We start from the raw sequence: 25,604 nt of genomic DNA, 5'->3' as shown, positions 1-25,604 counted from the left end.
CCATCCCCTCTTGCCGCAAGTTGACAATGGGCGACATGAGACCGCGCGCCGACTTACGAGCGTGCACTCCTACTGTCCGGTTCGAGCCCCGGGCAGGACCTCCAGGCTCGGCAAACAGCTTGTGAGCGTTCACGTTTTTCCCCACGACGAGTGGTTTGAGCGTCATGTAATTCCCCATCCCGAATTCTCCTAATTCCCCAGGGGTACGACGGAGTTCGGGATCGAGGGACCTGGTCATCGCGGAGGCGCGTGGGCAGCTCTCGGCCTGTAGTGCGGATGGCCGATGGGCAGCCCGGATGGCGAGGAGAACGTTCGTCGTGGTCGACATCACCGAGATCTATGTCCACTGGTACGCAGGCCGATCGAAGAGCGAGCTGGCCGCGTCGCTGGGGGTGGACCGCAAGACGATCAGGAAGTACTTGGCACCGGCGGAGGCGTCCGAGATCGTCCCGGGCGGTCCGCCGATGCGAGAGGCCGACTGGGCCAAGCTGATCAAGAGATGGTTCCCTGAACTGTCTGACCGGCGGCTGCGGCAGATCACCTGGCCCGACATCGACCAGCACCGCGACTACATCAAGAACCTGCTGGGGACGGTGACCGTCTCCACGATCCACCAACGGCTGCGGGACGAGCACAAGCTCGACGTGTCGATCTCCTCGTTCCGCCGGTGGGTACATGCCACGTTGCCCGATGAGACGACAAGGTCGCAGGTCACGGTCTTGCGCGATGACGTCGAGCCGGGCTCAGAAGCTCAGATCGACTACGGCCACCTGGGCCAGTGGACCAATCCGAAGACCGGCAAACGGCACCGGATCTGGGCCTTCGTGATGGTACTGCCGTGCTCGCGACACATGTTCGTCCGCCCGGTCCTCTACCTGCACCAGCACGCCTGGACCGAGGCCCACGTCGCCGCCTTCCGCTACTTCGGGGGCGTCCCGCGCCGCCTGGTCCCGGACAACCTGCGGACCGGCGTCGACAAACCCGATCTCTACGACCCGAAGATCAACAAGGCCTATGCCGAACTCGCCACCCACTACGGCGCCTTGGTGGATCCAGCCCGCGCCGCCCGGCCCAAGGACAAGCCGCGGGTCGAGCGGCCCATGCCCTACATCCGGGACTCGTTCTGGCGTGGACGGGAGTTCACCTCGATCGAGCACATGCAGGCCGAGGCTGTCGCCTGGAGTCAGAAGGTGGCGGGCCGACGACAGTGCCGGCCGCTGCAGGGAGCCTCACCGATGGCAGTGTTCGAGGCCGTCGAAGCCCAGACCCTACTGCCGTTGCCACCCACTCCGTTCGTCCTGGCTCGCTGGTCAACAGCGACGGTCGGACCGGACATCCACATCAAGGCCGGCCGCACCCTCTACTCGGTGCCCTGGAAACTGATCGGCCGCCGGGTCGACGTCCGCTCCACCGCCACGATGGTGCAGGTCTTCCTCGACGGCGACCTGGTCAAGACCCACGCCTCGCTTGACCAGGGCAAACGCACCGACAAGGGTGACTACCCGCCGGAGAAGATCGCCTTCCAGATGCGCACGCCAATCTGGTGCCGGACCCAGGCATCCGAGGTCGGGGACGCCTGCCGGACCGTCGTCGACCAGCTACTGGAGGTCAACGCGCTCTACCGTCTCCGCGCCGCCCAGGGGGTCGTCGGGCTGAGGAAGAAGTACGACGAGACGCGGCTGGAGGCCGCCTGCGCGAAGGCAATCACGGTCGGTGATCCGTCCTACCGCACCATCAAGGGCATCCTGATCGCCGGCACCGAGACCGACCCGGAGCCCGAATCAAGCGGAGACGCGGGAGCCGCAGCCTTCCTCCACGGGCCCCAGCGACTGTTCGCCTCCGTCGCCCCGGCCGAGACGGCGGACGACATGCACGACGACCAGGTCCACGGCGAAGCTGAGGGAAGCATCTGATGAGCGTGATGGACACCGCCCTGCGCGAGTCGCTGAAATCCCTGCGGCTCTCGGGAATGCTGGAAACCCTCGACGCCCGCCTCGCCCAGGCCCACGGCGGCGAACTCGGACACCTGGACTTTCTCCAGGTCCTCTGCCAGGACGAGATCACCCGCCGCGAGACCGTCGCCTTCCAACGACGCCTGACACGGGCGAAGTTCGAGCAGCAGGTCACCCTGGAGGAGTTCGACTTCAACGCCTCCTCGAAGCTCCCAGCCGCCCAGATCCGAGATCTCGGGGCCTTGCGCTGGCTCCACTCCGGCGAGTCGGTCATCCTCTTCGGGCCGGTCGGGGTCGGCAAGACCCACGTCGCCCAGGCCCTCGGCCACCTCGCGATCCGCCAGGGCGCCCACGTCCGCTTCGCCAAGACCAGCCGCATCCTCGCAGACCTCGCCGGCGGCCACGCGGACCGCACCTGGGACAAGCGGATCCGCGAACTGGTACGGCCCGACGTGCTCATCCTCGACGACTTCGCCATGCGCCAGCTCAGCGCGGCCCAGGCGGATGACCTCTACGAACTGGTCAGCGAACGGCAGGGACGGTCCCTGATCATCACCAGCAACCGGGCACCCAGCGACTGGTATCCGCTCTTCCCCAACCCCGTCGTCGCCGAGTCGCTCCTGGACCGCCTGATCAACACCAGCCACCAGGTGATCATGAACGGCCCCAGCTACCGCCCCAACAAGCGGCCAAAGAACCCCACTGACAAGACCAAGTAGGAAAATCGGTGGACGTCGTCGGGATACTGCCCTCATGGCCGTCACTCAACAACTTGCCCGCATCCCTGCGGAGTACCTCACCTCCTGCCAGCAGTCAGCTGACGAGTCACCGGATGGAGATCCTCACTGGGATCCACCCACGGCGGACACCCTGGACCTGGACTGGGCGCCGACTCTGCTCGAACGGATCTGCGAGCTGGGAGGTCTCGATGACGTCCACCTCAACGCTCTGCGGCAGTCCACCGAGGGCGATGTTGCAATCGACCTCGGCTTCCTCAACACACACCCGCATGCCATCGGTCCCTTCGGGCCCGCTCCCACGGCCCTCTCCGCGGCTCAGGTGGCTCGCGTCTCGGAACTGCTCTCGCAGATCGACTTGACCGCCCTTCTGGCCGCCTTGCCGACCGACGAGACAGAGGCCGCTTCCTTGATCGGCGACGGGCCGGCCAGGATCGTCGGCGGCCCGAGGAAGTACCTGCTGGGGCACTTCAATGCCCTGCGAGAGTTCTACCGTGATGCATCCCAACGGCACCTTCTTCTCGTGCTGTGGTGGGACTGACACCGGGCGTCCTCCAGTCAGATCACAGCAGCACCCTGGGGAATTACGTGAACTTCCGCCTGGGGAATTGCGTGACCGTCCACACAGCTCACTGGGCTTCGACGGGGCGGCCTTCTTCAGCCGACCGGGCGGTCTGGACCGGCAGGCGAGTGCTGCGCTCGTGGACGTGGGGCGCCGGCGTGCGTTCGATCTGCAGGCTGAGCAGTTCCGGGCGGCTGTAGTGGCCGCGCGCATCCATCAGGCGCTTGCGCAGGTCGATCTGTGCGAAGTCCAGGTCGGCGATCACTTCGCCTTCCCCGGACGTGAGCGGCTCGCCGATGATGCGGCCCTCGGGATCGACGATGGCGGTGAAGAAGCCGCCGGACATCGCACCGACGGGGCCGCCGGTGTCCTTGGCGATCTGTGCCTGCTGGCCGGCATCGAGCCAGGCGGTGGCGTTGACCACGAAGCAGGCCGACTCCAGCGCATGCTGGCGGATGCTGACCTCCATCTGGTCGGCGAACTGCTGGCCGCCGAAGGAGCCGGGGTACATCGCGGCGTGGATCTGCTCGCCGTCGGCGATCAGGGCATAACGCGCCAGCGGCAGGTAGTGCTCCCAGCATGCGAGCTGGCCGATGCGGCCGACGGCACTGTCCACCGCATGCAGGCCCGAACCGTCGCCCTGGCCCCAGACCATCCGCTCGTGATAGGTCGGCGTGATCTTCCGGCGGCGCTGAATCAGTGTGCCGTCCGCGTCGAACAGCAGCTGCGTGTTGTAGATGGTGCCGCCGTCACGCTCGTTGACGCCGATCGAGACGACCATGCGGGCCTCCCGGGCCGCTTCGGCGATCGCGTCGGTCTCCGCGGACGGCACGGTGACCGCCTGCTCGAGCAGGCGCAGGTGTTCCTTGGCCATGGTGTAGGGCGGCTGCACGAAGGAGAAGTAGGGGTAGTAGGGAACGACGGTCTCGGGGAAGACCGCGAACTGAACGCCCTTCTCTCCCAGTTCACGGATCTTCTTCACGACTTTCTCGACGGTGCCGGCACGGCTGTAGAGCACGGGACTGATCTGGACTGCAGCGGCTTTTACGATAGTCATGGTGATACTCCTTGCAAATGTACGGTCGGTAAGACCTCGCGATGCTGCGCGCGCCCGGACAGACACGCGATAAAGAGCAGTCGAGGCGGTCCGGGAGAGATGGGGTCCGGCCGAGCGGACAACACCAGCTTCCGCCATGTGACTACTGACGGCTAACGCGAATCGCAGGGACTCACCAGCCAATAGGAGCATATGCTCTTATTGGCTGGCGGGCAAGGAGCCGAGCCTCCCGGCGCCTTTCGCGACTCGGCGACGCCGAGTCGCCCGGGCGCCCATCGCTGCGTCCCGAAGGGGTGGCCGCACCCGTTCTTCACATGGCGTCGTCTTTGGCGACATGTCACATCTGTGACGCCTGGCGCCGGTGACATACCGATATCACCGCGCCCACGACGCCTGTGCCGATCTGTAGATGCACTCCGAGCAGCACAATCGACCGCAGTCGTACAACCTCTGCGATCCGTCGCGGACCCGCGCCGAAGAAGCGCAGCCCCCAGCATGAGTGAGGACCTGAACCCCACACACCGCCGGCCCGGAACGGCGTTCCGTCCCGGGCCGGCGGCACCCGTCGGCGGTAGAACACCGCCCCAGAAACACAGTTGATGCCCAGGCGAGGAAGTACGCCGTGCAATAGACGCCCGGGCCCTGTACCGCTGGCTGACCTCTGGGCCTCCCGCGCCGGCCACTATCCCAACAGGCCGGGGCTTCTTCTTTGCGTCCTGGTGCGGTGCGACAGGTCGAACGCCGCCGTCAGGGCGCGCACCGGCGTCTCCGAGCTAATTAGGTAGATGATAACCTAATCATTCGAGTGTTTGATGATCATTAGTCGAGGGACTGACCGTATCAGCGCGACCCGTCCCGAAACGCCCGTTTGCACAGATGTGCGCGCACCTCAGCTGGAGTAGTTGATGATCGGGATACGCGCAACGGCGGGGGCGCTGAGCGGGGGGCTTCTGCTTGGGATCCTCACCAATCTCGCCCAGGGCTGGATCTGGATCCCTGATGCCTGGGGTCAGATCGCCAATTCCGGGGCGGTCTGGTCGGTCGCTGCGTTCGCTGCCGGATCCCTGTTGGCCAAGCGTTTGCCCACGGCGGCGGTGGCCGGCCTGTGCGCCGAGGTGGGCCTAGTCGTCGGGTACTACGGCTACGCGGAGTTCGGCCGCGATGGCATGGGGGACCTCTCCTTTCCCCTCGTGTGGCTAGCCCTGGCCTGCATTGCCGGCCCACTGTTCGGGATCGCCGGCTCCTGGTGGCGGCATGGCTGCACCACAGGGCGCCGGGCGATTGGCCTGGCCGCGCTTGCGGGCGTCTTCGGCATGGAGGGCATCCACTACGCGTGGACGCTCCACTACCACCCCCAGGCGTGGGCCTGCCTGACGGTGATGGTCCTGATACCGCCGCTAATGGCGCGCAGCCACAAGGAGAAGGCGCTCACCCTGGCAGCGGCCGTTTCCTTCTCGCTCCTCGCCTACACGGCCATCATGTTCCCTCTCAACCACATCTCCGCTTGATCGAGGGCGAGTTCACGGATTCGCTGAGGCAGGCCTCACCTTGGAATCGAAGGCACAGGCCAGCATCCGCATTCACCCTTCGTACAGGGCCTGGCCGATGAGGAGGTCGATGCGCGGGCCGTGGACCTGCTGGGACTTCGGGACGGCCACGACGTAGGAAAGCTGGTGACCTTCGAGGAAGCGGCGGCAGTGGGAGTCCTGGGGGAGTCCTGGCCTAAGAAGCCGTATCTCAACCGAACGTGATTCCTTGATTTCTCCTGGTCAGACATCCCATGCCGTTTTGGTGTCAAGTGGTGGCCGAGAGGGTCGCGTGGTGTGACCACCCGGTGGACTCGTCGTAGGGGGTGCGTGTCTTGAGGCATCCGTGGAGGATGCCGACGAGGCGGTTGCCGAGCTGACGCAGGGCGGGGTTGTAGCCCGCGTCGCGGGCGCGCTGTTTGTCGTAGTAGCGCCGGGCTCCGGGCGAGGTGTTCAGCGCCGAGAACGCCTGCCGGTGCAGGGCGTCAGCGAGGCGGTTGTTGCGTGCGTAGCGGGCCTGAACGGCGTGTGTTCGGCCGGAGGCACGGGTGATCGGGCTGGTGCCGGCGTAGTTCTTGCGGGCCTTCGCGGAGGCATAGCGGGTGGGGTCGTCCCCGAACTCGGCCAGCACCCGGGCGCCGGTGATCGCGCCGATGCCGGGCATCGACAGGTAGATCTCAGCGTCCGGGTGCTCACGAAAATGCGCGCTCACCTGCTCTTCCATCATGGCTATCTGCTCGTTCAGGGCGATCAGGAGCCTGGCGTGCGCGGTCGCGGCGGCGCCGTAGGCGGCCGCGACCGGGGTGGCGACGCCGAGCTGGGGCTCGCGGAGTGCGGCCTGGATCGCGCCGGCCTTCTGGTCGCGGTGGTGGCGTCGGTGCCGGGCCAGGACCGCGGTGATCTGCGGCTTCGTGAGCTTCGCCGCCTGCTCCGGGGTGGGCGCCTTGACCAGCAGTTCCAGGGCATCGGTGCTGGTCAGCTCCAGGGACGCGTAGGCAGTCAGCGCGCCCGGGAAGTACTCGCGCAGTGTGTTGCGCAGCCGCTGGAAGGTGCGGGTGCGTTCCCAGATCAGGGTCTGGTGGGCGCGGGCGACCACGCGGACGGCCTGGGCTTGGTCGCTGTCGCCTGCGACGGGTCGCAGCTGGGGGCCGTCGATGCGGACCATATCGGCGAGCGCGTGTGCGTCGCCCTTGTCGCTCTTGGCCCCGGAGGTGCCGTACCGTTCCTTGAACCGCGCGGCCTGGCGCGGGTTGATCGCGTAGACGCGGTAGCCGGCTGCGATCAGCGCCTGCACCCAAGGGCCGCGGTCGGTCTCGATCCCGACCGCTACCTTCTCGGACTCCAGGTCCTCGCCGCCGTGCCGGGCTATAAGCGTGTGCAGCTTGGCGATGCCCTCCACACCCTCGGGCAGCTGGGCTGAGGCCAGTTTCCGGCCTGTCTCGTCCTGCAGCTCGACATCGTGGTGGTCCTCGGCCCAGTCATCGCCTATGAACAGCAACAACACTCAACTCCTTGCCCTCGTCCGGTACTTGCCTGCAGCCGACGGAAGGCACGGCTCGCGCCCTAATGGATCCAGTGCTCACGCCCAACCGCCCGGCGGGCACGCCATCCCATCAGCAGTCAGGCCTCCCGGCCGACCAGCAGGGGCACGGTCTGACCACAGAGCTCGAATGGCTCCGGCATGGAGAGTGCTCACCTGCTGGCGGCTACGGACCGTAGTCTCTCTCACGGCCCGATGAATCCCATTAGGCATGGTCTCGCTCGGGGTGAGGGAGGCATGCGGCGTCTTGTGTCCGCTTCATGGCCGAGGGGTGCGCGGTGGCGTCGGTGCTGGGAATGCTGGAGGAGCGGGAGGCGGCTGCCCGTGTGCGGGTGTGGAGGGCCTGCGGGAGGAAGTCACGCGGTTGGCGGAGGTGTTGGAGGCCGCGGAGATGGAGCTGGACCGGCGGGTGATCGCGCGGGAGGAGCTGGTCGAGGCCCTGGCAGTCTCTGCGGCCGAGTCCACGGCCGTGACCGGGACCTGGGCGGAGGAGGAAGTGGCGCCGTCGCGGACGGTGACCGGGCCGACCTTGTGCCCGAGGCGGCGGAGTTCGCCGTGGACGCGCCGGCAGCGCTCGTACCCCTGCGTCCTCGAGGGGATGTCTCCGGCGCTGTACCTCCGAGTGGGCACCGACACAGCACACCTCCCTGCAATAGGCCTCCATATTGACTATAAAGTCATTCAATGAATATCATTTTCCCATGGTGCAAGACTCCCCGAACGCTCGGCAGCGGTCATTGAGACTCGCCTTACCCATCAGGTCCACCGTGTTGCCACCACCCTGCTGGCCGAGGCCGCCGTTCACCGCTCCTTGCCCTGGCGCAGCTGCGTGACTTCCTCGTCGCGAACCTGCGCCATCACCACGGGACCGAGGACGGCGACCTGTGGCCGCGGATCGTTGCTGTGGCGCCGGCCGCGGAGCGCGGGCTCGGCACTCTGCGTGAGGAGCACGAGCCGCTGGACGCGGCGCTCGACCTGCTGGCCGCGGTGAACCTGGGCGGCGACGAGGTTGAGGACGGGGTCGGTGAGGCCGCGCCGGCGCAGGTCTCGGTGGCGGCGGCGTAGCTGGACGGCTTCCGGGCCACACTGCGGGGTGCGGCCGTCGAGGTGCACGATCACCTGGCCCGTGAGGAGCCGATCCCCTTCCCCGCGTTCCGCGACCACATCAGCCCTGCGGAGTGGCAGGACTTTGCGCAGCGGGTGATCGCGACTGCGCCGCCGGGGCCGGACATGTGGTGGTCGGTTTCCTCGACGTGGGGACACTCGCGGAGGCGGAGCTGCTGCTCGCGGGTCAGCCGGAGACGGTGCGTTCGCTCCTTGCCGCTATGCGCCTGCAGACCACGGAGGACCTGTGAGTCCTGCGCGGCGTCCGCGCCTGACCTCCGTCCTGCTTGCTCCAACGATAAGCGCAAATCTAAGGGCTGTCCCGTAAGTGTCGTCACGGGCAGCCACAGCGCCGTCAGGTACGCGGGTTTTTCCACAGATGCCGCTCGTCCAGAGTCCCGAACCGTACGCCTCCGCTTTCTAGATCGACGAGGAGGGGCCAGCAGTCCAAGAGCTGCTGTCTCACATCGCGCGAGGCGAGGTACTGCAGGGAGTTGTAGGGCACGATCAGGAGCCCGTTGTTCTCGCGGACGCGCTCGGCGTCGATCGCAAGGGGCGGCTCGTCGTCGCGCTGGCTTTGTGCGAGGAACGCCACCGCGAGTTTCAGGGCTTCGTCCTGCTCCATCATCCGTCTCCCGTCCGTCGACACGACGAAGGCACCCTAACCGTCCTGGAATGATCTTCACGTGGCTGGTGTGATCACGGCGTCGGAGCCGTCCTGGATAGCCCCGTTCACCGGGCTGAGCCCCCGCCTGTTCGGGAAGCTGGTGACGGTTTTGCGGCGCGAGGGGGCGGACGCGGTCCGCAGGGGCCGGCCGTGGGGCTTGCCGCTGGAAGACCGGGCACTGCTGGTCGCGGCGTACTGGCGCACGAACCTGACCATGCGCCAACTGGCTCCGCTGTTCGGGGTTTCCAAGTCGGCGGCGGACCGGATCATCGATCACCTCGGGCCGATGCTCGCCCTCCAGCCCCGCAAGCGGTTCGCGAAGGACGCCGTGCTGATCGTTGACGGCACCCTGGTGCCCACCCGCGATCACACCGTCTCCGAGCAGTCGAAGAACTATCGGTACTCCACCAACCACCAGGTCGTCATCGACGCCGACACCCGGCTCGTCGTGATGGTCGGCCGACCGCTGCCGGGCAACCGCAACGACTGCAAGGCGTGGGAGGAGTCTGGCGCGAAGGCTGCCGTCGGCAAGACGATGACGATCGCCGACGGCGGCTATCCGGGCACCGGGCTCGTGATGCCCCACCGCCGCCGCAAAGGCGAAGAACTGCCCGACTGGAAACAGGCCCACAACAAGTCCCACAAGCAGGTCCGCGCCCGCGTCGAGCACGTCTTCGCCCGCATGAAGACCTGGAAGATCCTCCGCGACTGCCGCCTCAAAGGCGACGGCGTCCACCACGCCATGCTCGGCATTGCACGTCTGCACAACCTCACCCTCGCCGGATAACCGAGCGGGCCACACGGCAGCCAGCGCGTCCGCATCACCTCGAAGATCATTACGGGACAGCCCTTAGGAATTCAACATCAGAAAGGAACGCAAGTATGACGACGGTACTTGACCGCTATTTCGAGATCGTGAACTCGGCCGACAACGGCCATGCTGCCCTGGAAGACCTTCGTGACATCTTCGCGGAGAATGTGCTGCTGATGCACAGCGGGGAAATGGTCCAGGGTCGGGAGCTGGCCGTCGCCTTCCACCAGGACCAGGCGGCCAAGTGGCAGGAGTCCAAGCACCAGTGGACGGCTTCCGTGGATGCCGCCAACTCCATCACCGGCAAGTGGACCCAGGCCGGATTGGACCTGCAGGGCAACGGGTGCTCCGGAATCGGCCATGTCTCCGTTTCTCTGGACTCCGACGGGCTGATCGCCCACCTCCACCTGTCTCTGACCGGGGGGTCGGACCAGGCCCGGGTGCTCATAGCCAAGCACCTGGAGGTCTGGATGATCCCGGATGCGGCCGAGCGCGCCAAGGCGATGGAGGGCGTCTACACCGAAGACATCAAACTCATGGAGCCTGAGGATGTCATCGCAGGCCGAGATGTCATCAACGACTACATCAGCGTCGTGCAGCGCAAGGCTCCGCCCCTGAGCGCCCGGCTCGTGAGCCACTTTCAGAACAAGGAATTCATCCACTGGAGCTGGGATTTCGGATTCCCGGGAAACAAGAGGGCGCTGGGATCTGAGGTCCTCCACCTCAAGGGCGATCTGATCGAGAGGGTCGTCATATTCAGCGCGGACAGTGATGTCTTCACCGAGGGCACGCGGTAGGTCTCAGCACACGGTGTTGAGCCGGGCTGCCCGGCTCAACACCGTGTGCGGAACCGCACGCCTCGAGCAACTGCCGCTTGCTGTGAACCGGAGGCCGGCCAGGCTTCACGCCTACCAGCAGCAGCCGTTCCGACACCCTCCGCTGAGCGTCTGACATATCTCCGCGAGCCGCAGCGGGCCACAGCTGCTCACCGCACCAACCACCCGATCAACTCCCGAAGGGCTTCCGGAGCCGACCACTTGGGGTCTGTTTCGAAGGTGGACGAAGCCTGTGTCGTGATCCCGCCCATGTCACTCCAGAAATCAGAATTGAGATGCCATGACCTTTTCACTGGCCGAGCCGGACCCCCACGACCCGCACTGGAACACGCGAGGTGCGCTCTACATACCGTCCGGCAAGGGCCCGACGGTCTGGGCTGCGGGCGATGTCTACACGATCAAGGCCACGGGCGCACAGACGAACGGCGGGCTGGGCTTCATCGAGGCCACGGTTCCAGCAGGCGGTGGACCCATCCCCCACGCCCACCCCGAGCAGGAAGAGACGTTCTACATCCTCGATGGAGAATTGGAGTTCCTGGACGGCGATCACATCTTCACAGCCGTGGCAGGTGACTTCGTCCACATCCCGCGAGGGGTTCGTCATCGCTTCACGAACAAGGGCAACCACGCCGCCAAGATGATCTTTATTTTCACGCCTCCGGGTCTGGAACAGATCATCGCCGATCATGCACTTCCCGCCAGGCCCGGCGACGCGCCGCCGTCGGTTATCGACGACGATCAGCTCGAACGATTCCACACCATGACCCGGCTGGCGAAGTCGATCACTCTGCCGGAACCGTCCTGAATCCCGTACCACCTCTTTTAGAAGTCATCTCATTTGGTGGGGTCGGCAGGCTGTCGTTCATGGCGGGGATCGTTGAGCGGCTGGTGCCGGATGAGTTGTGGGAGCTGTTCCAGCGGGTGGTGCCGGAGGCGCCGTCGCGGCCTCAGGGTGGCGGTCGGCGCCGGCATGGTGATCGTGAGGTGCTGGCCGCGATCGTGTTCGTGGCCACGTCGGGCTGCACGTGGCAGCAGTTGCCCACTGCTTCGTTCGGGCCGTCGGGAGCGACAGCTCATCGGCGTTTTTCCGAGTGGACGAAGGCCAGGGTGTGGGCGAAGCTCCACCGCCTGGTCCTCGACGAGCTCGGGGCCTGCGGCGAGTTGGACTGGTCGCGGTGCGCGATCGACTCGGTGAACATGCGGGTCCTGAAAAGGGGGATCTGACGGGTCCGTATCCTGTTGACCGGGGCACGTACGGGTCGAAGATCCACTTGATCACCGAGCGGACCGGTCTGCCCCTGTCCGTCGCAATCTCGGGGGCGAACCTGCACGACAGCCAGGCCCCGATCCCCCTCGTGCAAGGGATACCGCCGATCCGCTCCCGCCACGGACCGAGACGCCGCAAACCCGCAAAGCTCCACGCCGACAAAGGCTACGACTACCCCCACCCGCGACGATGGTTACGCCAGCGCGGCATCCAACACCGCATCGCGAGGAAAGGAATCGAATCCTCACAGCAACTGGGCCGCCACCGCTGGACCGTCGAACGCACCATGGCCTGGCTCGCCGGCTGCCGCCGCCTCCACAGGCGCCACGAACGCAAAAGCGAACGCTTCCTCGCCTTCACGAGCATCGCCTGCACCCTCATCTGCTACCGCAGGCTCACCAATTGAGATGACTTCTTAGCCGAACGTGAAGGAGTAGGCGCTGAGCCCCGGGGAGAGGCTGAGAGTCAGGACACCGTGCCGTGAGGTGCTGCCGCGAACCACCGTGTAGGTGTTGGGCGCGCCCGACACTTTGTAGGTGATGGTCTTCCCGTCCAGCGTGGCGGTCACAGTGCCCGTACCGCCGACGTCGAAGTAGGCCTCTCGGGCGGAGAAGTCCAGCTTGATACCTGCGTTCCTCCTGCTGGTGAGCGCCTCCCGGCCGACGTCCCAGGTGCCGGAAAGAGAGAATGCGCCGGGCGGGGGCACGGCAGGATCGGAGAAGGCGAAGGTGCCCAGGCTGAGCGGACCGCCGGCGTGGGCCTCGGCGTGCTCCGCACCCAGGTCGACCTCCGGGGTGAGATTCGGGTCGGTCGGCGTGGTGTCGGGCACATCGGTGGGAGGTGCCAGCACGACGCCGGGCCGGGCGTCGGTCAGCAGCTGCCGGATCAGCGATTCGCTGGTGGTGTAGTCGCCCTCGCCGACGGAGACATGCCGCACACGACCCTGGGCGTCGATGAGGTACTGGGCGGGCCAGGCGTTGTTGTGGAAGGCGTCCCAGGTCCGGTAGCCGTTGTCGAGCGCGACCGGATAGGTGACGTGGAGCCGTTCGGCGCCTGAGGCCACGTTGCCGGGCACGCGTTCGAAGGTGTACTCGGGTGTATGGACGCCGACCACCGTCAGTCCGTCGTCCTTGTACTTCTCATACCAGGCGGCTACATGCCCGATGGCGCGCTGGCAGTTGATGCAGGAGTACGCCCAGAAGTCGACCAGTACGACCTTGCCGGCCAGCGAGTTTTTGGTCAGCGGCTGATTCCCCGGTGTGTTCAGCCACTGCTGGATACCGGATATGTCAGGCGCTTCACCGCAGTCGGCGAGCACGGGCGTCGGCTGCTCAGCGCACTGCTGCAGCGCATCGTCCGCGCCCGTCGAGCCGAAGGCGCCGGTGAGTCCGGAACCGTCGAGCGCCTTGTTGAGGCGGGCAGTGTAGTCCGGCACCGCACGCTGCAGGGTGTCGGTGACACTGAAGGTAAGGGCGAACGCCAGCGCGATGACAGCGAGGCCGGCCACGAACCGGACGCTGCGCTGCCGGTCGCGGAAGGCCCGGACCCGTTCCGCGACACCCCTTCCGGCGAGCGCGAAAAACAGCAGCGGAGCGGCCGCGCCGAGCGCGAAGGCGACGGTCAGCGCGACCGTCTGCAGGCCGATCCGGTGTGTGGCGCCGGCGACAGTGATCGCTGCGAGAACAGGACCGGCACAGGGCACGTAGACCGTGCCCAGAGCGAGCCCCAGTACGAAGCCGTTGTGTCCGGAGCCCACTTGCCGTTGCCCGATGCGCATGAACGGGCGCTCCAGCACATCCTGCACGGAGGGGAACATCATGGCGAAGCCGAGGAGGATCAGCACTGCGAGGCCGGCCCAGCGGATGATGTCCTGCGGCAGGGGCAGAGCGTTCAGCACAAGTGTGCCGAGCAGAGTGACGAGGCTGAAGCTGAGGGCGAGGCCCGCCACCACCAAATAGGGCCGTCTCCTGTCGGCCGGCCTCTCTGTGGTGCCGGCGACTTGAACGCCACCGGACAGGAAGACGACGGGCAGCACGGGCAGCACGCACGGCGAGATGCCGGTGATGAAGCCGCCGACCAAGCCGATGAGTACCAGCGTGAGCAATGAAACCTCCGGACAGGAAGGATCCGTACAGCCGGGATGCACGGGTTGCGCCGCCGGTACGTGTCCGGAGGCCCCACCCCGCCCGGTTCCTCGATGAGGGCACGAGCGCCCGGCTCGTCTGCGAGATACCGAGTCGCGGTGAGGAGAGGCGCTCTCCGGGGACGTCCCGGGAGAGCGCCTCTCATCACCGCTCAGAGCGGTGATGAGTCTGGCACACCGTCTATCACCCGTCAAACAGGTGACGTTATGTGCGTCGCCTCAGGCACCCGATGTCGCCGCCCTTCGGTCGGGCATAGAGATATCCGCGCGACTCCTTGTCGCGTCCGTGTCCGCTCAACGAAAGGCGAGTTGGACACCGGATCGGGCCAGGCGCCGCTCCTGGCCGGCGGATTCCGGCATCTTGATCCCCCTGCACCACCCAGCCGGGACGCCATCCTTGCCACCTCCACGAATGAGAGTATATGCTCGTAACAGAGACGGGTCCCCGCCTGTCGCGACCGTCGTCAGCCAGACCGAATATCGCCGCGCGTGATCACAAGCGTTCGGTCAGGCGGACATTGCCACCAGACCCGCGAACCCGGCTGGAGTGCCGCCTGGCCGCGCAACCGTGCCCGCAGGGGCCTTTGGGCCGCCCACAATTCGTATTGATTCAATTAGCTGAGGTCATATCCCAATCATGCCTTTTGAGTCCTTCGTCGAACCTTATTTGCTACGCCTCGGCCTTTCTCTTGATAAACACCGCACGCCCTCGGCCGCCGGGCTGCGGGCGCTGCACAGGGCCCATATCGAGCGGGTGCCCTGGGAAACCTTGGAAGTCCACTTGGGCCGGCCGACGACCGTGGATCCTCACGAGGCGATAGTCAGGATCCTGCGCGGGCGCGGCGGGTGCTGCCACCACCTCAACGGCGCCTTCGCCACTCTGCTGACCGCGCTGGGCTACGACGTCACGTGGCACCGAGGCGGGGTGCAGTCGGACACCGACTCGCAACCGCCCGGCGCCACCGGTGGACACCTCGTCCTCACCGTGGACTGCGACGGCCAGACCTGGGTCGTCGACGTCGGCTTCGGCGAGGCCCTGTACGAGCCGATGCCTCTGCGCGCCGGCAGCTACCGCCAGGGGCCCTTCACGTACCGGCTTCGGCCGTCGCAGGTCGAGCCGGGCGGCTGGCGGTTCGACCACGACGAGCGCGGCGATTTCGCGGGGATGGACTTCACTTTGGAGCCCGCTGCACCGGCGGACTTCGCCGAGCAACATGCGGCGACGTTCACCTCGCCGGACTCTCGACTCGTCCGCATCGCCTCGGTAATGCGCCGACGGGCAAACGGCGTTGACCACCTCCGGGGCTGCGTGCTGAGCAGCACCGACGGCACCGACCGTACGCAGCGGGCGCTGACCACCGCCGACGACTGGTTCGGCGCCCTGGCAGGCACCTTCGGCATCACGTTGGCCGAAATCGACCCAGCGGAGCGTACCGCCTTGTGGGAGAAGGTACGCGCCGCCCATACGGCCTGGCAGGCGAGCCGTGCCGAACAATCCGCCTAGAAGTCATCTCATTTGGTGAGTCTTCGGTAGCAGATGAGGGTGCAGGCGATGCTCGTGAAGGCGAGGAAGCGTTCGCTTTTGCGCTCGTGGCGCCTGTGGAGGCGGCGGCAGCCGGCGAGCCAGGCCATGGTGCATTCGACGGTCCAGCGGTGGCGGCCCAGTTGCTGTGAGGATTCGATTCCCTTACGGGCGATGCGGTGCTGGATGCCGCGCTGGCGTAACCATCGTCGCGGGTGGGAGTAGTCGTAGCCCTTGTCGGCGTGGAGCTTTGCGGGTTTGCGGCGTCTCGGTCCGTGGCGGGAGCGGATCGGCGGTATCCCTTGCACGAGGGGGATCGGGGCCTGGCTGTCGTGCAGGTTCGCCCCCGAGATTCCGACGGAGAGGGGCAGACCGGTCCGCTCGGTGATCAAGTGGATCTTCGACCCGTACGTGCCCCGGTCAACAGGATACGGACCCGTCAGATCCCCCTTTTCAGGACCCGCATGTTCACCGAGTCGATCGCGCACCGCGACCAGTCCAACTCGCCGCAGGCCCCGAGCTCGTCGAGGACCAGGCGGTGGAGTTTGGCCCACACCCTGGCCTTCGTCCACTCGGCGAAACGCCGATGGGCCGTCGCCCCCGACGGCCCGAACGAAGCGGTGGGCAACTGCTGCCACGTGCAGCCTGACGTGGCCACCATGAAGACAGCCTACCGACCCCACCAAATGAGATGACTTCTTAATCTCGCCAACTACGACGACACCTGGTCCATGGAGGAAGTCGTCGCCTGACCGGCAACCCGAGCAAAGTGACGCTTGGAGCTCGGGCTGGCACCCTGCTCCAAGCGGTCCCGCCCCCTGCCGGCCTGCTAACGAAAGCCAAGACAACATGCCTACGCTCCTGCAGATCGACAGCTCCATCTGGCCCAGCGGGGCCTCCGCATCGCGAGATGTGACGGCCATGTTCCGTGAGGAATGGGAGGCCCAGCACCCTCACGGCACGGTTATTTACCGCGATCTGGCGGCCGAGCCGCTCCTACACATCACCGGCGATGTGTTCACTGCTGGTGACGAGGATCCTCTGCGTGACACGCTGGCCTCCGAGCTCGAACAGGCTGACGTCGTCCTGATCGCTGCCCCGATGTACAACCTCACGGTACCCAGTACGCTCAAGGCCTGGATCGATCAGGTCATGGTCTGGGGTCGCACCATCGGCGAGCAGCCGTCCGCCGCCGGCACCCCGGTCGTGGTCGTCTCCAGCCGCGGTAGCTCTTACCGGCCGGGCACCCCTCGTGACAACTGGGATTTCGTCGTCCCCTACCTGACCACTCTCTTCGCCGGCTACTTCGGCATCACCGAAGTCGAGTTCATCATCCCTGAGCTCACTTCTGTCTCTAAGCAGGCCTCCAAGGCCGAACTCATCCCCCTGTACGAAGCTTCCCGCGCCCGCGCCTACGAGGACGCCGTCGCCAAGGCCAAGGCGTTGGCAGCTCGCTTTTCCTGAAGGCGTGCGCTGACCAGATCAGCCAACGCGCCCGTCGGCATCGTGCGCAGCAAGTTCGGCGGCGAATCGTCCGCACCAGAAGAGGACTGGGTTGATCAACGCGGCGCCCATCACATATTTGCAGGAGACGTGTTAAAAGATGCCCGATCTGCGATAAACAACATACCGGCCAAACAGTGACGCGCGCGCAGTGTACTGCTGGAATCAAATTCGCGCCATATGTCATTATGTGCGACTGGATACTCGAATGAAATTACCGAATCAATCGATGCGGAACTCATTCTTAATGATGATGCACCCCGCCGCTCGCCCAGCGTTCGCCGCGGAGGATGAGCAGAGGTCGAAAGCCCCGCCGACAGTTCCCACTGATGGGGCCGGCTGGGCAGACGCGAGCCGGCCCGAATCGCATGTCCATCGGAGGGAGGTCCGCATGAAACCCGCAGGATTCGAGACATTCGGTACAGTGCGGGAAGCGGGTAATCCGCTTCGTAGGCTTACGATCGACGACCTGCGCCGCCGCAGGGGCATCAAGTGGCGTCGCTATCCGGAGGACGTGCTGCCGCTGTGGATAGCCGACATGGATGCAACACCGGCCCCCGCCGTGGTGGACGCGGTGAATTCGGCCTTTGAACGCGGGGACACCGGCTACCCGCGCTTCGACACAACGATGGCGAAGGCCTGGGACCAATTCGCCGCGGAGCGCTGGGGCTGGCGCGTGGCGACGGAGCGGACGATGGTCGTTCCCTCCGCGCTGACGGGCATCGCCGAGACGCTCAAGGTGACAACGGCGCCCGGGGACGTGGTCGTCGTCAACTCCCCGGGGTACGGCGGCCACCGGCAGATCGCGGAGGGACTGGGCCGCCGCGTCGTGGAGGCGCCGTTGGGGCCGGACCACCGCATCGACGTCGACGCTCTGCGCGCCGCCTTCAGCCGGACCGCCGACGGCGACCGTCCCACGGTCTTCCTGCTGTGCAGCCCCCACAACCCGACCGGAACGGTTCACACCGCGCAGGAGTTGTTCACGGTGGCGGAACTGGCGCGGGAGTTCGGAGTGCGGGTCGTCTCGAACGAGGTTCACGCGCCGCTCGTGCCGGCCGGCGCGCGCCATGTGCCGTACCTCTCGGTCCCCGGCTCCGAGGACGCTGTCGCCGTCTACTCCGCCTCCAAGGGGTGGCATCTGTCGGGCTTCCGCGCCGGGATGCTCGCCTGGGCGCGGGAGGCGGATGACATCATGCGGCGCATCCCCCTGAGCATCGCCTACGACCTGAGCGGTGTCGGTGTCATCGCCCAGATCGCCGCCCTGCGGCTCGGCGGCGGCTGGCTGGACGCACTGCTCGCCGGCCTCGACGAGAACCGCCGCCTCCTTGCCGAACTGCTCGAGCTGCACCTTCCCGGCGTCCGGTACCGCCGGCCCGAGGGGACGTACCTGGCGTGGCTGGACTGCCGCTCGCTCGGTCTTGGCGACGATCCTGCGGCGGCCTACCTGGAACGCGCCCGGGTCGCCCTCTCTTCCGGTCTGGAGTTCGGAGCGAGCGGCGCGGGGCACGTACGCCTCAACTTCGCCACGTCGCCGGAGATCCTCGCCGAGGCCGTCCACCGGATGGGGACGCTGGTCTGATCTCGGCAGCCCCAACACAGGCGGCAGGCGCCAAGGGCCGTGCGTAAGCGGCCATCTTGGTCCGTACGCAAGAGCGCCGATCCCTCTCCAGGTCCGCGGCGAGCTTGGAGTCCAGCAGACGACGCACCACCAACGCCCTCGGCAGCACAGCCCCCCGGTCGGCTCCTACGCCTTGATCCACCCCACGATCACACCGGCCTCCCCCACCACACCGCATCAGAACTCACGAACCTGAGACAGCAACACCCACCATCAGACCCACGACAGCAACACCCAACGCGGCGAGGTGCCGTAGCTGTCGTCGTGCGCCCGCCAGGGGTTACGGGACAGCCCTTAGGCCGAAGGCTTCCGGCCATAGACCGGTCGCGACAACCGCGCATCCCACGGTGAGCGCCGCCCCGCCCACGGTCATTCGCCTGCGCCGCTGAACCCGCCGCCTGACTTGCGCCATCCGGTCGGGGGGCAGGGCCAGTTGTGGCAAGGCACGTTCCAGAAGGATCGGAAGATGCCTTTCCATCTCGTGGGGCTCCCTCTCAGGCACGCTGTGCATGCCGCTCACCGCCTTCCACCAGGCTCGGGACAGTTACCACCTTGGTTCGCAGCACGGCCAGCGCCTTGGACGCCTGGGTCCTGACCGTACCGGGCCGACAGCCCAGCACCTGTGCGGTCTCCTCCACGCTCAGATCCTCGAAATAGCGCAATATGACCACGGCCCGTTGCCGCGGCCCGAACAGTTCGACTCACTCGCCCATGCCCGCGAATGGTTCGACGCAGGGCCAGGCTCCGGAGGTGGTCCGCCCGCTCGTTACGGCGGCGGTGGACGTAGACGCTGACGCCAGCGCATCAGCCCAGGTAGAGATCCCTGCGGGCGGATACGAAGGCCTCGATCGTCTGCGGCAAGACACCCGTCACGCGCTCGACGTCGTCGGATGTACGGTCGTAGCGGTTCTGCTGATGCAGACGCGCCATGGTGACGATATGCGACTCAATGTGCGCCGGCAGACCCATCTTTGCCAGCCCCTCGGTATGCCACTGCTCCAGCGGCACGTCCACGTACGACACAGGGCGTCCCAGAGCTCGGGAGAATTCCGCCGCCATCTCGTTCATGTCAACCGAGCGGGGTCCGGTTAGCTCGTAGGTCTGACCGACATGCCGGCTCGGTTCGCGGAGCACCGCGGTGACCACTCGGGCGACGTCGTCCACGGCGACCGGCGATGTACGCCCGGCTCCGAACGGCAACGCGATCGTGCCGTTCGCCTGGATCGTGCGCGCTGCGAGTGACGTGAACAGCGGATTGTCCAGGAAGGACGTCGGTCGGACGTGCACCAGGGGGAGCCCCGACCAGTCGAATACCTGTTCCGCCAGCCAGTGGAGCCGCTGCTGGTGGGACTCATCGGTGCTGGTCGCAGTCATCTGGGACACCGTCATCTGGGACATGCCGACCAGGGCGTCGAGCCGCCCGTACTCACGGGCCGCAGTCGCCACCACCGTTGCCGCAAGGAGGTGGTCGGGCGACACAGGCATCGCGAAGTACATCCTGTCCACGCCCTCCAGAGCAGCTGCCACGGTTTCCGGGCGCGTCAGGTCGCCGACCACGACCTCAGCGCCGAACGATCGCAACGCTTGCGCGCGGTCGTCGTCGCGGCGCACCATCGCCCGCACCGGTATGCCCAGTGCACGCAGCTGCTCAAGCACCAGCCGGCCCACACCGCCTACGCCAGTCATGAGGACAGGCTTGCTCGTCACCATTGATTCGTCTCCTTGCGCGTTCGGTCTCTTGAGGAATTTCGTCCCGGCGCCGGGCGCGTGCCTTCGGGCGGGGGGATGTGCGGTGCCGCTGTGCCGCGGCCGCAGTCGGGCTGCGGCTCGGTCGCTTCGTCCGAAGACCTTGCCGGTCGGGCCATATGCGAGCGGAAGCGCGCCGCACACGCAGCGCCGTGGGGTGAGTCAGATGAACAGGACGCTCTCGATGTCGATAGCGACGAGTTCCACGTCCCGGAACACAGTGCCGTTCTCTCCGCGCCGGTAGACGCGCCGCCGGGTCGGAATCATGATCCCGTCAAACTTCCTGTACTCACCGACGTAGTGTGCGGCAAGTCCGGCGTTGATGACCTCAGGCGTGTAATCATGCCTGCGCAGCAACCCATCCGGGTCGAAGTAGAAGACCTGCTCCTGGCTGTGCGTCGCGATGTGGTCGGGGAAAGTGACCTTCAGGCGCCTCCACTTCTGTCCCTGCTCTGTGACAGGAGACAGTTCCACAGCCCTGAATCCCGGCCTGGTGAACGTGAACGGAGCCGTGAGGTACGTCCACATTGCATAACCGGCGAAGTAGGCAACGTGCAGATCGTCCCACGCAGCACGCACGTCAGCCGGGAACGAAGCACGAGGGTCGAATCGCTCGGCCGCCACCTCCCCCGCGTAGGTCTCGACGGCCACTCGCTGCGGGGTAAAGGAGGTCCGCAGGTGGGGCGCGGTAAAGGGAAAGTGGCTGACGCTCTGCCGGTACAGGTCGAGCGAGACAGCCGTATGACTCAGAATCCCCTCCTGCCCCTTCAGCCCCCACAGCGAACCTCCGACGCGGAGATGCGCGGTCGCTGAGCTGAACTGGTTGAAGCGTGCTAGGCCTCCATGCGCCTCAGTGGCAACTGTAACGAGATCACACATATCGAACATTCCTTCGATTATCGCAATGACCGGGGCCGCGCGCCCGCGGCCGACAGCAGACGACCGCGAACCCACAGTTAGGAGCATATGCTCCTAACTGCTTTGCGGCAAGGGTGGGTAGACGTGGCCGTTCATGGCTGGAGCCACGAGTCATCATCTGCGCGCCGCCATGATCTGCGGCCGAGCTACTGGAGCCGGCCCAGCACAGCGGGAGGATCCAAGGTTTCGAGCCGCAGTTCGCTGACGAGCCCGGCCACCCGCAGATGGCCGGCAACGTGGCGCGCCCAGTAACTCCAGTCGACAACCAGCCCATGCATCGCAGGATCAAGGAAGAATTGCCGTGCCAGGCCGGGCCGTCCGAAGCGGTCCAGGAGTGCAGGTCGCAGGAGCCGGCGCCACTACTCACCCGCGCTCGACGCCTGCCAGAAGAGCCGGGTGGCGCGGACGATTCAACAGGTCCGGTCACGTCCACAGGGCGGTTGAGCCAGTCGATCTGCGGCACATTCTCCGTGGCACTCAGAGCGGAGGTGTCAGCACGAGCAGCAACGGCGGCCCCGACTATTCCCCGCTCGCGGGGTGCTCAGCCACCTACGCAGGCCGTCATTCAATGCTGCTATCTGGATGCAGGTAACACGGTGCGTGATCCGGACACCAGCACGGACGAGGCACTTTGCCAATGGTTACGATCCGGTGGCGCTACGCACCGAACAGGGCGTCCACATTCCGCACGGGTGCCGCCCAACCAGCAGTGCTCGTCCCCAGGCGGCCGCAAACACTCACTCGGCCCAGGGATCGAAGCCAGTGCCGAGGACATTCTCGAGAAGAGTGCGCATCCGAGCCGCCGGCTCAGCGCCGAACTTTTCCTCGAACTCGGCTTGCACGCCCTCCCAATAGGGAAGCGCCGCCTTCATCCGCGCCAGACCTTCCGGTGTGATCATCACACTCCGCGCTCGGCGATCGGCGGCCGCCGTCTCAATGGTGACCAGCCCCTCACGCGCGAGCGGCTTGAGGTTGGACGCCATCGTCGTACGGTCCATGGCGATCACGTCGGCGAGACCGCTGATCGTCATTTCTTCGTGCACGCTGAGCTGCTGCAGGATGCTGAACTGCGTGGCCCGCAGGCCCAGCGGTGCCAACGCCTTGTCGTAGGTCGCGCCGAGATACCTCGATGCCTTTCGCAGCGCGAGGTTGTTGCACTCATCAGCCTTCGACGCCACAGCATTCATCGTCTCCTCCAGAGCTCATCCGCACTATACGAGCAACTACTCTTAAGTGCAAGGTTGCGCCCGCGCACCGCAGAGGCGGAGTGCCTCTCAGGCGGCCAGTCCTTACCCCTTCAGCAATACGCGCATATGCTCGCAATCTGTCGGGGGGTGTCGCCTCGACGCCCGTACCAACAGCCGCCGGGCCTGCAGAGGAGCTCACGCGCGCAGCTGACAACCCGCGTGGTCCACCCATACCGGCGTCGGAGCACTACGCGGCTTCCGCGCAGCAACACCGATCCGAGCGCTGGGCCTGAGCGCTGCGCTGCTGAACCTGAGCAACTCCACGAAAGGAACCAGCATGAACCCGTCGTCATTCGAATCGCACGACCAGGCAGACCCTGGCGCGATGCCGCCGTCGCATGAGGGCCAGCCCTCACCCCGGGTCTCCCGCCGCGCCTTTGTCGGCGGCGCGGCCGCGGTCGCCGCTGGTGCCGCACTCACCGGAGTTGCAGCGCTGCCCGCCGCGGCCACTCCCCGGCAGACACCGAAGCTATTCGGCTCGGTATCCGGCGTCCCGTGGCTCCCCGCAGGGTTTCGGCAGACATTCACCAGCCAGCTCATACACGCCGGCGGAATACGTCAGCACGCCGTCATCGGCGGTGACGGGCCTCCCCTGCTCCTGATACACGGCTGGCCTCAGAACTGGTACGCCTGGCGCATGATCATGCCGGTGCTCGCACGGCAATACACGGTCATCGCCGTCGACCAGCGTGGTATCGGACTGACCGACAAGCCCCGCGACGGCTACGACACCGCCACGCTCGCAGGCGATCTGGCCGCACTGATGGACGCCCTGGGCCACGAACGGTTCGCCGTCGTCGGCCACGACACCGGCATGCCGATCGCCTACGCGCTCGCAGCCGACCACCGCGACCGGGTCGACCGCCTCGCCGTGGCAGAGGCCGTCATCCCCGGTGTGACAGCTTCACCGCCCCTGCTCGGCCCGGCCCAGGCCAACAACATGCTCTGGCACTTCCCCTTCAACCGGCTCAACGACGTCAACGAACGTCTAGTGGCAGGCCGGGAAGACATCTACTTCGGCTGGCAGCTCGACATGAAAGCCGCGCGCAAGCTGCCCGCTTACGCCATTCGCTACTACATCGAATCCCTCACCTCGCACCGCAACGCCCTGAGCGGCAGTTTCGGCTGGTACCGCGACCTCGACACCACGTTCACCCAGAACGCCGACCGGGTGAAGCGACACCTGACCATCCCCGTTCTCGCGATCGGCGGAGCCGAAAGTGTCGGAGAGGGGGGTCGCGAACACAATGAAGCTCGCAGCCGACGACGTACAGCCTCTGGTCATCCCCGGCAGTGGCCACTGGGTCGCCGAAGAAGCCCCTCAGGATCTGCTGGCAGCACTCATCCCGTTCCTGGCCTCCTACCGCGCTGCCACCAGTTCCAGGACACGCCGATAGGCAATCGTGGGTAGCCTCAGGGTGTCGGTCATGTCGTGCTCCGCGGAGTTTCGGGGCTGGGCGGGTGGGGTGGGGGCCGCCTGCCGTGGCAGGCGGCCCGGGTGGTCAGGCGGTGGCCGGACCGCCGTCCTCGATTTCCATGCTGTCGGTCACGTTGAGGAAGCGGCACATGCCCATGTCCTCCTGGTAGCAGTCGTGTTGATGACTTGGCTGGTTCGAGAACACCCGGACGTCCTCCACACTCTGGGCCTTACTGATCGTTTCGGAATGAAATCGGTGTAGTGGCTTGGAAGTTGGGTGTTGTGTCGGCAGGATCTGTTGGGTGTCTGCTGACCTTGTGCCTGATGACCTGTGGGAACGCATAGCCCCGCTGCTGCCTCCTCGTCCGCCTCGTCGGCATCGGCATCCCGGGCGGTTGCCGGTGGATGACCGTGCTGCTCTGCGAGGCATTGTTTACGTGCTGTGCAAGAGCGTGAGCTGGCGGGACGTCCCCGCGGAGCGGGTCGGCTGCAGCGGGGTGACGGCCTGGCGGCGTCTGCGGGACTGGACCGAGGCCGGAGTGTGGCCCCGCCTGCACGAGGTCCTGCTGGCGGAGCTACGTGAAGAAGGCCTTCTGGAGATGGACGACGCCGCGATCGACGGCTCGCATGTCCGGGCGCTCAAAGGGGGGCTCACACCGGACCTTCGCCGGTTGACCGGGCCCGGCCCGGCAGCAAGCACCACCTGATCGTCGACCGGCACGGAACCCCGCTCGCCGTCTCTCTGACCAGCGGAAACCGTCACGACGTCACCCAGCTCATGCCGCTGCTGGACGCCATACCGCACATTCGTGGCCTGCGCGGCCGGCCACGCCACCGGCCCCGGCGGTTGTTCGCCGACCGCGGCTACGACTTCGACAAATACCGCCGTCTCGTCCGTGCTCGTGGGATCACGTCCAAGATCGCCCGCCGTGGCACCCCGCACGGCTCCGGCCTGGGCAAGACCCGATGGGTCGTCGAGCGCACCTTTGCCTGGCTCCACCAGTTCAAACGACTCCGCATCCGCTACGAGATAAGCGCCGACCTCCACCTCGGACTGCTCCAACTCGCCTGCAGCATCATCTGCTTGAGACGACTCCGAACCGCATTCCGAAACGATCAGTTAGTCCATGTGGTGAACCGACGGTGTGCCGTGGCCCCGGACTGCTCGTACGGCGCGGTGGGATGCTGCTGACACGTGCAGTCCGACCTCGCGACGAACACGATCGCGGCCGGCACCTCCCGATCGCCGTACCGACGCTGTTTGCTCGTGATGCGTTCCCGACCGAGGGACTGCGGCCTTGCCCATGCCCGGCGCGATGTCGCCCCAGTCGGAGGCACCGGGGTTCGGTTGGTGAAGGGGGTATCAACGGATCGGGCGGTCGGGCTGCCGGTCGAGCATGGAGTAAGAAGCGGGCATGAGTGCACAGAGCA

The 25,604-nt window shown here is 66.3% G+C and carries 22 protein-coding genes and 3 pseudogenes; 15 read left to right on the top strand and 10 right to left on the bottom strand.

Annotated elements, in window-relative coordinates:
• Positions 1–317 precede the first annotated feature (317 nt).
• Genes istA through OG878_RS39055 form a run of 3 tightly spaced genes read left to right on the top strand, consistent with a single transcriptional unit; the run spans position 318 to position 3,230 of the window.
• Positions 318–1,913 carry an IS21 family transposase gene (istA, locus tag OG878_RS39065; RefSeq protein WP_328884825.1) on the top strand — a complete coding sequence of 532 codons (1,596 nt, stop codon included), beginning with the start codon at positions 318–320 and terminating at the stop codon, positions 1,911–1,913.
• On the top strand, positions 1,913–2,671 hold the full coding sequence (istB, locus tag OG878_RS39060; RefSeq protein ID WP_328884826.1) for an IS21-like element helper ATPase IstB: 759 nt from the start codon (positions 1,913–1,915) through the stop codon (positions 2,669–2,671). Before istA ends, istB begins: the two co-directional genes overlap by 1 nt.
• A 34-nt stretch (positions 2,672–2,705) precedes the next feature.
• Positions 2,706–3,230: a DUF1877 family protein gene (locus OG878_RS39055; protein ID WP_328884827.1), complete on the top strand. Its 525-nt coding sequence runs from the start codon at positions 2,706–2,708 to the stop codon at positions 3,228–3,230.
• Between the two features lie 88 nt (positions 3,231–3,318).
• On the opposite strand, the gene OG878_RS39050 is transcribed toward OG878_RS39055, so the two are convergent.
• The gene (locus OG878_RS39050) at positions 3,319–4,446 is read right to left on the bottom strand and encodes a nitrilase-related carbon-nitrogen hydrolase (protein ID WP_328884828.1); all 1,128 of its coding nucleotides are present in this window, start codon (positions 4,444–4,446) and stop codon (positions 3,319–3,321) included.
• A gap of 767 nt (positions 4,447–5,213) precedes the next feature.
• On the opposite strand from OG878_RS39050, the gene OG878_RS39045 reads away from it, so the two are divergent.
• Positions 5,214–5,816 (top strand): DUF6518 family protein, encoded by a 603-nt coding sequence (locus tag OG878_RS39045; protein ID WP_328884829.1) that lies wholly within the window; start codon positions 5,214–5,216, stop codon positions 5,814–5,816.
• 286 nt (positions 5,817–6,102) lie between these two features.
• Here OG878_RS39045 and OG878_RS39040 read toward each other — a convergent pair whose 3' ends face one another.
• Complete coding sequence (locus OG878_RS39040; protein WP_328891083.1) at positions 6,103–7,332, bottom strand: IS110 family transposase; 1,230 nt, start codon at positions 7,330–7,332, stop codon at positions 6,103–6,105.
• A gap of 858 nt (positions 7,333–8,190) precedes the next feature.
• Between OG878_RS39040 and OG878_RS39035 the strand changes: the two genes are divergently transcribed.
• Together OG878_RS39035 and OG878_RS39030 are read left to right on the top strand one after the other, a co-directional pair.
• A complete protein-coding gene (locus tag OG878_RS39035; RefSeq protein ID WP_328891529.1) occupies positions 8,191–8,439 on the top strand; it encodes a hemerythrin domain-containing protein in 249 nt (82 codons plus the stop codon).
• 113 nt (positions 8,440–8,552) lie between these two features.
• Positions 8,553–8,729: a hypothetical protein gene (locus OG878_RS39030; protein ID WP_328884830.1), complete on the top strand. Its 177-nt coding sequence runs from the start codon at positions 8,553–8,555 to the stop codon at positions 8,727–8,729.
• A 104-nt stretch (positions 8,730–8,833) separates the two neighbouring features.
• Here the strand turns inward: OG878_RS39030 and OG878_RS39025 are convergent, their stop codons facing one another.
• Positions 8,834–9,103 (bottom strand): YrhB domain-containing protein, encoded by a 270-nt coding sequence (locus OG878_RS39025; protein WP_328884831.1) that lies wholly within the window; start codon positions 9,101–9,103, stop codon positions 8,834–8,836.
• 61 nt (positions 9,104–9,164) lie between these two features.
• Between OG878_RS39025 and OG878_RS39020 the strand changes: the two genes are divergently transcribed.
• The 4 genes from OG878_RS39020 (at position 9,165) to OG878_RS39005 (ending at position 12,465) form a co-directional block, all read left to right on the top strand.
• Positions 9,165–9,932 (top strand): IS5 family transposase, encoded by a 768-nt coding sequence (locus OG878_RS39020; protein ID WP_328884832.1) that lies wholly within the window; start codon positions 9,165–9,167, stop codon positions 9,930–9,932.
• Positions 9,933–10,027: 95 nt separating this feature from the next.
• The gene (locus tag OG878_RS39015; protein WP_328884833.1) at positions 10,028–10,753 is read left to right on the top strand and encodes a hypothetical protein; all 726 of its coding nucleotides are present in this window, start codon (positions 10,028–10,030) and stop codon (positions 10,751–10,753) included.
• Between the two features lie 319 nt (positions 10,754–11,072).
• On the top strand, positions 11,073–11,597 hold the full coding sequence (locus OG878_RS39010) for a cupin domain-containing protein (RefSeq protein WP_328884834.1): 525 nt from the start codon (positions 11,073–11,075) through the stop codon (positions 11,595–11,597).
• A gap of 59 nt (positions 11,598–11,656) precedes the next feature.
• Positions 11,657–12,465, top strand: a protein-coding gene (locus OG878_RS39005; RefSeq protein WP_328884835.1) for an IS5 family transposase whose coding sequence is annotated in 2 segments (ribosomal slippage) — positions 11,657–12,001 and positions 12,004–12,465 — 807 coding nt in all. Because the reading frame shifts where the segments join, the coding sequence is not laid out codon by codon here.
• A gap of 9 nt (positions 12,466–12,474) precedes the next feature.
• Here the strand turns inward: OG878_RS39005 and OG878_RS39000 are convergent.
• On the bottom strand, positions 12,475–14,163 hold the full coding sequence (locus OG878_RS39000) for a cytochrome c biogenesis protein DipZ (protein ID WP_328884836.1): 1,689 nt from the start codon (positions 14,161–14,163) through the stop codon (positions 12,475–12,477).
• A 676-nt stretch (positions 14,164–14,839) separates the two neighbouring features.
• Between OG878_RS39000 and OG878_RS38995 the strand changes: the two genes are divergently transcribed.
• Positions 14,840–15,706, top strand: coding sequence for an arylamine N-acetyltransferase family protein (locus OG878_RS38995; RefSeq protein WP_328884837.1), 867 nt, complete (start codon positions 14,840–14,842; stop codon positions 15,704–15,706).
• Positions 15,707–15,714: 8 nt separating this feature from the next.
• Here the strand turns inward: OG878_RS38995 and OG878_RS38990 are convergent.
• Positions 15,715–16,394, bottom strand: a pseudogene (locus OG878_RS38990) (IS5 family transposase); the annotation flags it as partial.
• A gap of 179 nt (positions 16,395–16,573) precedes the next feature.
• Here OG878_RS38990 and OG878_RS38985 point away from each other — a divergent pair.
• Positions 16,574–17,188: an FMN-dependent NADH-azoreductase gene (locus OG878_RS38985; RefSeq protein ID WP_328884838.1), complete on the top strand. Its 615-nt coding sequence runs from the start codon at positions 16,574–16,576 to the stop codon at positions 17,186–17,188.
• Positions 17,189–17,618: 430 nt separating this feature from the next.
• Positions 17,619–18,806, top strand: a complete 1,188-nt coding sequence (locus OG878_RS38980; protein ID WP_328884839.1) for a MalY/PatB family protein — start codon at positions 17,619–17,621, stop codon at positions 18,804–18,806.
• Positions 18,807–19,339: 533 nt separating this feature from the next.
• Here the strand turns inward: OG878_RS38980 and OG878_RS38975 are convergent.
• The 5 genes and pseudogenes from OG878_RS38975 to OG878_RS38955 all read right to left on the bottom strand — a co-directional run.
• A pseudogene (locus tag OG878_RS38975) lies at positions 19,340–19,531 on the bottom strand (sigma factor-like helix-turn-helix DNA-binding protein); the annotation flags it as partial.
• 118 nt (positions 19,532–19,649) lie between these two features.
• Positions 19,650–20,555, bottom strand: coding sequence for an NmrA family NAD(P)-binding protein (locus OG878_RS38970; RefSeq protein WP_328884840.1), 906 nt, complete (start codon positions 20,553–20,555; stop codon positions 19,650–19,652).
• A gap of 198 nt (positions 20,556–20,753) precedes the next feature.
• Entirely contained in the window at positions 20,754–21,557 is an 804-nt protein-coding gene (locus tag OG878_RS38965; RefSeq protein ID WP_328884841.1) for a hypothetical protein, read from the bottom strand.
• Positions 21,558–21,655: 98 nt separating this feature from the next.
• Positions 21,656–21,856, bottom strand: a complete 201-nt coding sequence (locus OG878_RS38960; protein ID WP_328891085.1) for a hypothetical protein — start codon at positions 21,854–21,856, stop codon at positions 21,656–21,658.
• A gap of 390 nt (positions 21,857–22,246) precedes the next feature.
• Positions 22,247–22,696, bottom strand: coding sequence for a MarR family winged helix-turn-helix transcriptional regulator (locus tag OG878_RS38955; RefSeq protein ID WP_328884842.1), 450 nt, complete (start codon positions 22,694–22,696; stop codon positions 22,247–22,249).
• Between the two features lie 697 nt (positions 22,697–23,393).
• Here OG878_RS38955 and OG878_RS38950 point away from each other — a divergent pair.
• A complete protein-coding gene (locus OG878_RS38950; RefSeq protein WP_328884843.1) occupies positions 23,394–24,167 on the top strand; it encodes an alpha/beta fold hydrolase in 774 nt (257 codons plus the stop codon).
• 308 nt (positions 24,168–24,475) lie between these two features.
• Positions 24,476–25,275: pseudogene (locus tag OG878_RS38945) on the top strand (IS5 family transposase); the annotation flags it as partial.
• Positions 25,276–25,604 lie beyond the last annotated feature (329 nt).

The sequence above is a fragment of the Streptomyces sp. NBC_00316 genome (assembly GCF_036158715.1).
Lineage (GTDB): Bacteria > Actinomycetota > Actinomycetes > Streptomycetales > Streptomycetaceae > Streptomyces.
The sequence above is the reverse complement of the archived record's forward strand: the minus strand, read 5'-3'. Positions and strand labels throughout refer to the sequence as shown.

Coding starts and splice junctions, on each gene's coding strand:
- OG878_RS39045 (WP_328884829.1), top strand. CDS start 5,214: ATGATCGGGATACGCGCAACGGCGGGGGCGCTGAGCGGGGGGCTTCTG.
- istB (WP_328884826.1), top strand. CDS start 1,913: ATGAGCGTGATGGACACCGCCCTGCGCGAGTCGCTGAAATCCCTGCGG.
- OG878_RS39010 (WP_328884834.1), top strand. CDS start 11,073: ATGACCTTTTCACTGGCCGAGCCGGACCCCCACGACCCGCACTGGAAC.
- OG878_RS38980 (WP_328884839.1), top strand. CDS start 17,619: ATGAAACCCGCAGGATTCGAGACATTCGGTACAGTGCGGGAAGCGGGT.
- OG878_RS39015 (WP_328884833.1), top strand. CDS start 10,028: ATGACGACGGTACTTGACCGCTATTTCGAGATCGTGAACTCGGCCGAC.
- OG878_RS39025 (WP_328884831.1), bottom strand. CDS start 9,103: ATGGAGCAGGACGAAGCCCTGAAACTCGCGGTGGCGTTCCTCGCACAA.
- OG878_RS38955 (WP_328884842.1), bottom strand. CDS start 22,696: ATGAATGCTGTGGCGTCGAAGGCTGATGAGTGCAACAACCTCGCGCTG.
- OG878_RS38970 (WP_328884840.1), bottom strand. CDS start 20,555: ATGGTGACGAGCAAGCCTGTCCTCATGACTGGCGTAGGCGGTGTGGGC.
- OG878_RS38995 (WP_328884837.1), top strand. CDS start 14,840: ATGCCTTTTGAGTCCTTCGTCGAACCTTATTTGCTACGCCTCGGCCTT.
- OG878_RS38950 (WP_328884843.1), top strand. CDS start 23,394: ATGATCATGCCGGTGCTCGCACGGCAATACACGGTCATCGCCGTCGAC.
- OG878_RS39055 (WP_328884827.1), top strand. CDS start 2,706: ATGGCCGTCACTCAACAACTTGCCCGCATCCCTGCGGAGTACCTCACC.
- OG878_RS38985 (WP_328884838.1), top strand. CDS start 16,574: ATGCCTACGCTCCTGCAGATCGACAGCTCCATCTGGCCCAGCGGGGCC.
- OG878_RS39050 (WP_328884828.1), bottom strand. CDS start 4,446: ATGGCGGAAGCTGGTGTTGTCCGCTCGGCCGGACCCCATCTCTCCCGG.
- OG878_RS38965 (WP_328884841.1), bottom strand. CDS start 21,557: ATGCTCCTAACTGTGGGTTCGCGGTCGTCTGCTGTCGGCCGCGGGCGC.